The organism is Kitasatospora sp. NPDC056327 (assembly GCF_042261735.1).
Lineage (GTDB): Bacteria > Actinomycetota > Actinomycetes > Streptomycetales > Streptomycetaceae > Kitasatospora.
Genome location: NZ_JBHJRC010000383.1, coordinates 1 through 6,988, shown reverse-complemented (window position 1 = coordinate 6,988; position 6,988 = coordinate 1). Strand labels below are relative to the sequence as shown.

The window sequence follows — 6,988 nt, the reverse complement described above, 5'->3', positions numbered from 1 at the left end:
CGGGAAGTCGGGCGGGCCGACTTCCCGCGCGCGGCCCGGGGTGACGGTCCGATCCGGAAGGACGCCCGGCGCCGGGCAGGGGCCGACCACTCCGGGTGGGCTCCGGCCGGAGGGGCGGTGGAGGCCTGCCGGGGGGTGTCAGTGCGTCAGTACGTCGACGGCCCAGGGGTGGATGAAGGGGCGGTTCAGGTGTGCGGTGGCGAGGACGGTGCCGGTGCGGCGGGCCTCGGCGAGGAGGTGTTCGCGGCTGCGGCGGGCGGTCGCGGGGTCGGCCTCGTAGAGGTAGCGCACGCCGGGTGCGACCAGTTGGACGGCGTGCACCAGGACGTCGCCGGTGATCAACAGGCGCCCGCCGCCGCCCGTCACCAGCACCGACTGGTGGCCCGGCGTGTGTCCGGGGGTCGGCAGCAGGGTGACCGCGCTCCCGGGGCCGGCCGGGCCGGCGAGCGGGGTGCGGCCGTCGACCTCGTGCAACCGGCCGGCGCGCAGCAGCGGTTCGACGACGTAGGTGCGCGCCGTCCGGGTGGGCCCGAGGGCCGCGACCTCGGCGTGCTGGACGAGGTAGCGGGCCTCGGGGAACACCGGCACCCCCTCCGGGGTGACCGACCAGCCGTAGTGGTCCTCGTGCAGATGGGTCAGCACCACCGCCTCGACGTCCCCCGGGACGATCCCCGCCCGCGCCAGTACGGCGGGCAGCCGGCCGGGGACGGGCGCCCAGCCGGAGGCGGGGCTGCCGACCGGGCCGATGCCGGTGTCCACCAGGGTCACCCGGCCACCGGGGCGGCGCACGGCGTAGCAGCGGAAGTCCGGCTCCCAGGTGTCGCCGGGTCCGAAGGCCGCCGGGTCCAGGCGGCGGGCCCGGGCCCAGTCGGCGTCCGTGGCCTCCGGGAAGGCGGCCTGCCCGGTCCCGGGGAACGGGCCGTGGGCGTCGAGCAGCGCCAGCACCTCGTACCGGCCGAACCGGCGCACCGCGATGACGGAGGTGCCGGAGGCCGGGGCCGGGGCCGCTGCGGCGACCCCGGCGCCCGCGACAGCGGCGAGCGGGTGGAGCGCGGCGGCGCCCGCGACCGCGAGGGCACCACGCAGTACGCGGCGGCGGGCGGCCACGGCGGAACGGGCAGCGGCAGCAGCAGCAGGATCGTCATTCACCGGAACTCCTCCGACCTGGGCGGGGCTTGGACGACAGCGGGACGGTTCACGGAGGCGGAGGGCACGGGGCGGCCCGACGGGCCCGGCCGGCGCCCCGACCCCCGTACGGGGCGCCGGCCCCGCCTCCACCTTCCCTCCGCGTCCACCCCCGCGGCTTGTCGTTTCTTGCGCGATTCACCCGGGCGGGCGCAAGCCGCAACCGCTCGCGCCCGGTCCCGGGGCCCGGAAAACGGGTTGCCCACCGGCTCCGGCCGTGGTTGCAATGTGCGGCACGATCACGGGCCCGGACCCCTGCGGTCCGGGCCGGCACCCACCGCCCCGCCCCGGGAGGGACACCGCATGAGCACGCAACCACCGCAGCCGGCATTGAACTTGAGGCCCGGGAGCACGGACGCCGTCCGGCTCGGCGTCCTCGTCCCGCTCAGCCGGCCCGGCTGGGCCGAGGCGGGCCGCCACCTGCTCACCGGTCTCGAACTGGCCGCCCACGAGGTCGATGCCGCCGGCGGCATCGACGGCCGGCCGCTCGAACTGCTGGTGCGGGACACCGCCGCCGATCCGCGGCGGGCCACGGCGGCCGTCGACGAACTGGCCGCTCTCGGCGCGGTGGCACTGGCCGGCGAGTACCACAGCGTCGTCGCCCGGGCCGCCGCCAACCGGGCCGAGGCGCTCGGCCTGCCGTTCCTCTGCTCCTCGGCGGTGCTCAACGCGCTGACCGACGGGCCGGCGGACGGGGTCGCGCGCCTCGCCCCGGCGCAGTCCCACGGCTGGCGGCTCTACGCGGACTTCCTGCTGGACGCGGGCCACCGGCGGATCGCCGTGGCCACCGAACCGAGCGTCTACTGGGCCACCGGGGCCCGCCTCCTGCGGGACCGCCTCGCCCCGCACGGCGGCGGCGTCACCGAGCTCGACCTGCGCACGCTCGCGCCCGCCGACGTGTGCGACGCGCTCGCCGCCGACGGGGCGACGGCGCTCCTGCTGCTGGCCGGTCACCCGGATCCGGTGGTGCCGGTCGTCCGGGCCGTCCGCCGCGATCCGCGCCTCACCGGGCTCCTGCTCGGCGCCCCGGCCGGACAGCCGGAGTTCGCCGGATGGCACGCGCTGCTGGGCGAGGACGGCGCCGCGGTCCCGTTCCTGCGCTACCTCCCCGAACGCCTCGGCCCGCTGGGCACCCGCGTGGCGGCGGACCTGCGCGCGCGGCTCGGCAGCGAGCCCTCCTTCGTCGCCTTCGAGGGCCACGACACGGTCACCGTCCTGGCCGAGGTCCTGCGTTCGCACGGCACGGAGCGGGAGCGGATCGCCGCCGCCTGGCCGCACGTCACCGTCGAGGGCACCCGCGGGCCGATCCGGTTCACCCGTGCACCGGGCACCCACGTCCACCAGTGGACCTGGCCACCGGTCCAGATCGCCGACCGGGACCCGGCGGAGCCCGGGCGCTTCCGGATCCTCCGCACCAGCGGCTGAGCGCCCCGGCCGGGGCTTCCGGCCGACGCTTCCGACTGACGCACGGTCGCGGACGACGGCAGCGCGGACGACGGGCAGGAGCGGCGGGCGGGCAGGAGCGGCGACAGCGCGCCGGGGCGCGAGTAGGGTGCGGGCATGGCGGTGGAGCGTGAGTGCCTGCTGAGCGGGGACGATCTGTACGTCGCCGACGTGAGCTGCCAGGACCCGCCGCGCGGGTGGACGGAGGTGCGGCCGGCGCCGGTGTTCGGGTTGGTGATGGTGCGGCGCGGGATGTTCCGGGGCCGGATCGACGGCGTCGAGCAGGTGCTGGACCCGGCCTGCGTGTACGTCGAACGGATCGGCGCGGAGCAGCAGTTCGACCATCCGTGCGGCGGTGACCGCTACACCGAGCTGGTGCTCTCCGAGCCGCGGACGGCGGAGTTGCTGGGCGGCGACCCGGAGGTGCCGCAGGGGCTGGTGTTCACCACGCCGCGGATGGCGGTGGCGCACCGGCTGCTGACCGCCCGGGCTCGGGACGGCGCGGACTCCTTCGAACTCGCCGAGCGGGCACTGGCGTTGGCGGGCGAGGTGCTGTCGGCGCTGGCCCCGGCCAGGGTGACCAGCGGCCGGCCGGTCCGGGACGCCGCCCGGCACCGACTGGTGGAAGCCGCGAGGGCGGCCCTCGCGGCCGATCCCGGGCTCGGCCTGGAGCGGCTCGGGCAGGCGGCGGGCTGCTCGCCGTACCACCTCAGCCGGATCTTCCGGGCCGCGACCGGCGAGGGCATCGCTGCGTACCGCAACCGGCTGCGGGTCACCCTCGCCCTGGAGCGGCTGACCGAGGGCGAGACGCGGCTCGCCCTGCTGGCGCAGGAGTTGGGCTTCAGCGACCAGGCGCACCTGACCCGGGTGGTGCACCGCACGGCCGGCCTGCCGCCCGGACGGCTGCGGACCCTGCTCGGCCCGGCGGCCGGGGCGGCCCCGGCGACCCGCGCGGCCCCGGCGACCCGCGCGGCCCCGGCGTCCGGGGCGACGCGCGAGCGGGCGTAGGCTCGGCGGATGCCCGCACCCTCCGCCCCGCTGACCAGCCTGCACGACCGGACCGCGCTCGCCCGCCGGTTCGGCCGGGACCCCGAGCTGCACCTGTTCGAACTCGGCGACCTGGACGAGCCGTTCTGGTCGCACACCGCCTGGTACACCATCTCGGCGGACGGGCCGGTGGCGCTGCTGTACTCGGTCGGCGAGGTACCCACCCTGCTCGGCCTCGCCCGCCCCGGGGACGCCGGGGCGCTCGCCGGACTGCTGCGCGCGATGCGGCCGGTGCTGCCCCGCCGGCTGCTCGCCCATCTCACCGACGGCGGGGTGGCGGCCCTGGCCCCGGAGTACCGCGTCGAGCACCGGACGGCGATGCTGCGGATGGCGCTCACCGACCGCGCGGCCCTCGCCCCGGCTCCCGGCCCGGCAGCGGCGGCGAACGGGTTCGGCCCGGTCCTGCCGCTCGGCCCGGCGGACCTCGCGGACCTGCGCGAACTGTTCGCCGCCGGGTACCCGGACAACTGGTTCGACGAACGGATGCTGACCACGGGCCCGTACGTGGGCGTGCGGGACGGCGCGGGACGGCTGGTCGCGACGGCGGGTGTGCACGTGCACTCCCCCGGGCGGCGGGTGGCGGTGCTCGGGAACGTCACCACCCGTCCGGGAGCCCGGGGACGCGGCCTCGCGACGGCCTGCACGGCACGCCTCTGCACGCTGCTGGCGGACGGCACCGACCACGTCGGTCTGAACGTCCGCGCCGACCACCCGACCGCCGTGGCCCTCTACCGACGCCTCGGCTTCACCACGGTCGCCACGTACGACGAGGCCGTACTCACCGCGAACTGACACGCGCACCGGCCGTCGGCGCGCAGGAAGTCGGCGGGGCCGGCTTCCTGCGGACAGCGACCCACCGGCGCACCCGGTGGCCCCACGACCTCACGGCCGCCCGGTCGCGAACGGGCACCGGCGCGCGAAAAGTCGGCCCCGCCGACTTCCTGTGCACGGCGACCCACCGGCGCACCACCGTGCCCGGCTACCGGACCGGGAAGCCGTACCGGCCGGCCGGTACGCCGCGGGTCCGCCACGGGCCGTCATGCCGGGCACCTGACAAGCCGTCGGCACAACCCCTCAGCCGACGTGGACCCGGGGCCGCCGGGAGCGGTCGGGCTCGGCCTCGCGCAGCACCTCGCGGGTGACCGGGGCCACCTCGCCCTGTCCGAACAGGAAGAACCGCAGGAACTGCGCGAACGGATTGCCCTCCGTCCACTCGAAGTAGATGTGCGGCTGCTGCCCGGTGCGGTCGCGCACGGTCAGGAGCAGGGCGGCGAGCGCGTTGGGGACGCCGGAGCTCTCCAGGGTGAGCACCCGGTAGCGGTCGTGCCGCACCTCGCCGTGCACGGTGAGCACCGCCTCGAACTCCGACGGGTCACGGACCGTCACCTCGACGAAGACCAGGTCGTCCTCGGTGGGGATGTCGTTGTCGGCGCGGATCTGCCGCTTCTTCGCCTGGTACTCCGCGAGGTCGCGGTGCTTCGGCTCGATGGCGATCAGCCGAAGCGGCCGGTGGGTGTAGTCCCGCACGAAGCGCTCGGCCGCCTCGTCGAACACGATGTCGGTGACCCGGAGTTCGAATGCGCGCTTGAGCCGGGAGAGGAAGGAGACGAGCATGATGCCCGCGATGAAGCAGGCGCCGATCTTCACGCCGTCGGGCCGTTCGGCGATGTTGAGGGCGGTGGTGTAGAGGAAGACGGCGGCGATGGCCGCGAAGGCGGCGGTCCACCCGCGCTGGCGGGCGGCGCGGGCGGCGATGGTGACGGCGATCGCGGCGGAGCTGATCAGCACCAGGACGCCGGTGGCGTAGGCCCCGCCCTGGGCGTCCACGCTCGCGTCGAAGATCCAGGTGACCAGGAAGGCGATCAGGGTGAGCACGACGACCATCGGCCGCACCGCCTTCGCCCAGTGCGGGGCCATGCCGTAGCGGGGCAGGTAGCGCGGCAACAGGTTGAGCAGTCCCGCCATCGCGGAGGCGCCGGCGAACCAGAGGATGGCGATGGTGGAGAGGTCGTAGACGGTGCCGAAGGCGGCGCCCAGGTTCTCGTGGGCCAGGTAGGCGAGGGCGCGTCCGTTCGCCGCGCCGCCCGGCTGGAAGGCCGCCGCGGGGATCAGCAGGGTGGTGACGAGGCTGGTGGCGATCAGGAAGACGCTCATGATCAGCGCGGCGGTGGTGAGGAGCTTGCGGGCGCCGCGGATCCGGCCGGTGGGCCGCTCCTCGGTGTCGTCCGGGTCGCCCTCGATGTGCGGCATCACGGCGACGCCGGTCTCGAAGCCGGAGAGGCCGAGGGCCAGTTTGGGGAAGGTCACCAGGGCGACGCCGACCATGGCGACCACGTTGCCGTGCTCGGCGGTCAGCGCGTGCGACCAGTCCGTGATCACCTGCGGCGCGCTGAACACGTGCACGAGCCCGTCCGCCACCACCACCACGTTGAGCGTCAGGTAGACCGCGACCAGGACGACGGCCACCCCGATCGCCTCGCTGAAGCCCTTGAGGAAGACGGCGCCGAGCAGGGCGACGAGGGCCAGGGTGACGGGAACCTGCCGACCGGTCAGCGCGTCGTGCAGGTGCGGGTTCTCGACCAGGTGGGCCGTGGCGTCGGCGGCGGACAGAGTGATGGTGATCATGAAGTCGGTGGCGGCGAAGCCGAGCAGGGCGAGGACGAAGAGCTTCCCCTGCCAGAAGGACAGCAGGCGCTCCAGCATCGCGATCGACCCCTCGCCGTGCGGGCTCTCCCGCGCCACCCGCCGGTAGACGGGCAGCGCGCCGCAGAGGGTGACCACGACCAGCACGACCGTCGCCACCGGGGAGAGCAGACCGGCCGCGAGGGCGGCGATGCCGGGCTGGTAGCCGAGGGTGGAGAAGTAGTCGAGGCCGGTCAGGCACATCACCCGCCACCAGGGGCGGCCGCGTTCGGCGGGCGGCTGGGCGTGCGGGCCGGGGTGCTGCTTGGCCATGTCGGCCAGGCCCTCCAGCAGCCAGGCGCGCAGCCGCTCGCGCGGACCCGGGGCGGTCCTGCCGACCGGTCCGGGGGCGGCCGTCCCGCCACCGGCGCCGTCCGTACCCGAGGAAGCCACCCTGCACCCCTGTCCTCGCCCCGTGGCCGTCCGGCCGACGGCAGGGCGACAGGCTATGCGAACGGGCCGCCGGCCTGCGGGAACGCCTCGGCGGTGTCCCCTCATCGGGCCAGCGCGGGTACGGCGCGCACCGACGCGGGCGGGTTCCGGGCCCACGGGCGGGCGCGGCCCACGGCGGCATCCGGGCCGTCAGCCGCCGGCTGCGCCCCATGCTGCTGGCCGTCGCGCTGACCACGAC

The 6,988-nt window shown here is 76.1% G+C and carries 5 protein-coding genes; 3 read left to right on the top strand and 2 right to left on the bottom strand.

The features are described 5' to 3' along the window. Nucleotides 1-138 precede the first annotated feature (138 nt). Nucleotides 139-1,149: an MBL fold metallo-hydrolase gene (locus tag ACFCX4_RS33395; protein ID WP_376150728.1), complete on the bottom strand. Its 1,011-nt coding sequence runs from the start codon at nt 1,147-1,149 to the stop codon at nt 139-141. Between the two features lie 339 nt (nt 1,150-1,488). On the opposite strand from ACFCX4_RS33395, the gene ACFCX4_RS33390 reads away from it, so the two are divergent. The 3 genes from ACFCX4_RS33390 to ACFCX4_RS33380 all read left to right on the top strand — a co-directional run bounded on the left by ACFCX4_RS33390 (nt 1,489) and on the right by ACFCX4_RS33380 (nt 4,467). After that, entirely contained in the window at nt 1,489-2,610 is a 1,122-nt protein-coding gene (locus tag ACFCX4_RS33390; RefSeq protein WP_376150726.1) for an ABC transporter substrate-binding protein, read from the top strand. 135 nt (nt 2,611-2,745) lie between these two features. Continuing rightward, nucleotides 2,746-3,636, top strand: a complete 891-nt coding sequence (locus tag ACFCX4_RS33385; protein ID WP_376150724.1) for a helix-turn-helix transcriptional regulator — start codon at nt 2,746-2,748, stop codon at nt 3,634-3,636. A 9-nt stretch (nt 3,637-3,645) separates the two neighbouring features. After that, a complete protein-coding gene (locus ACFCX4_RS33380) occupies nt 3,646-4,467 on the top strand; it encodes a GNAT family N-acetyltransferase (RefSeq protein ID WP_376150722.1) in 822 nt (273 codons plus the stop codon). Between the two features lie 282 nt (nt 4,468-4,749). Here the strand turns inward: ACFCX4_RS33380 and ACFCX4_RS33375 are convergent, their stop codons facing one another. Further along, the gene (locus ACFCX4_RS33375; RefSeq protein WP_376150730.1) at nt 4,750-6,630 is read right to left on the bottom strand and encodes an amino acid transporter; all 1,881 of its coding nucleotides are present in this window, start codon (nt 6,628-6,630) and stop codon (nt 4,750-4,752) included. Nucleotides 6,631-6,988 lie beyond the last annotated feature (358 nt).

Bases quoted from the DNA above. Each gene is read 5' to 3' on its own strand.
- ACFCX4_RS33380 (WP_376150722.1), top strand. From the start codon at position 3,646: ATGCCCGCACCCTCCGCCCCGCTGACCAGCCTGCACGACCGGACCGCG.
- ACFCX4_RS33390 (WP_376150726.1), top strand. From the start codon at position 1,489: ATGAGCACGCAACCACCGCAGCCGGCATTGAACTTGAGGCCCGGGAGC.
- ACFCX4_RS33375 (WP_376150730.1), bottom strand. From the start codon at position 6,630: ATGGCCAAGCAGCACCCCGGCCCGCACGCCCAGCCGCCCGCCGAACGC.
- ACFCX4_RS33385 (WP_376150724.1), top strand. From the start codon at position 2,746: ATGGCGGTGGAGCGTGAGTGCCTGCTGAGCGGGGACGATCTGTACGTC.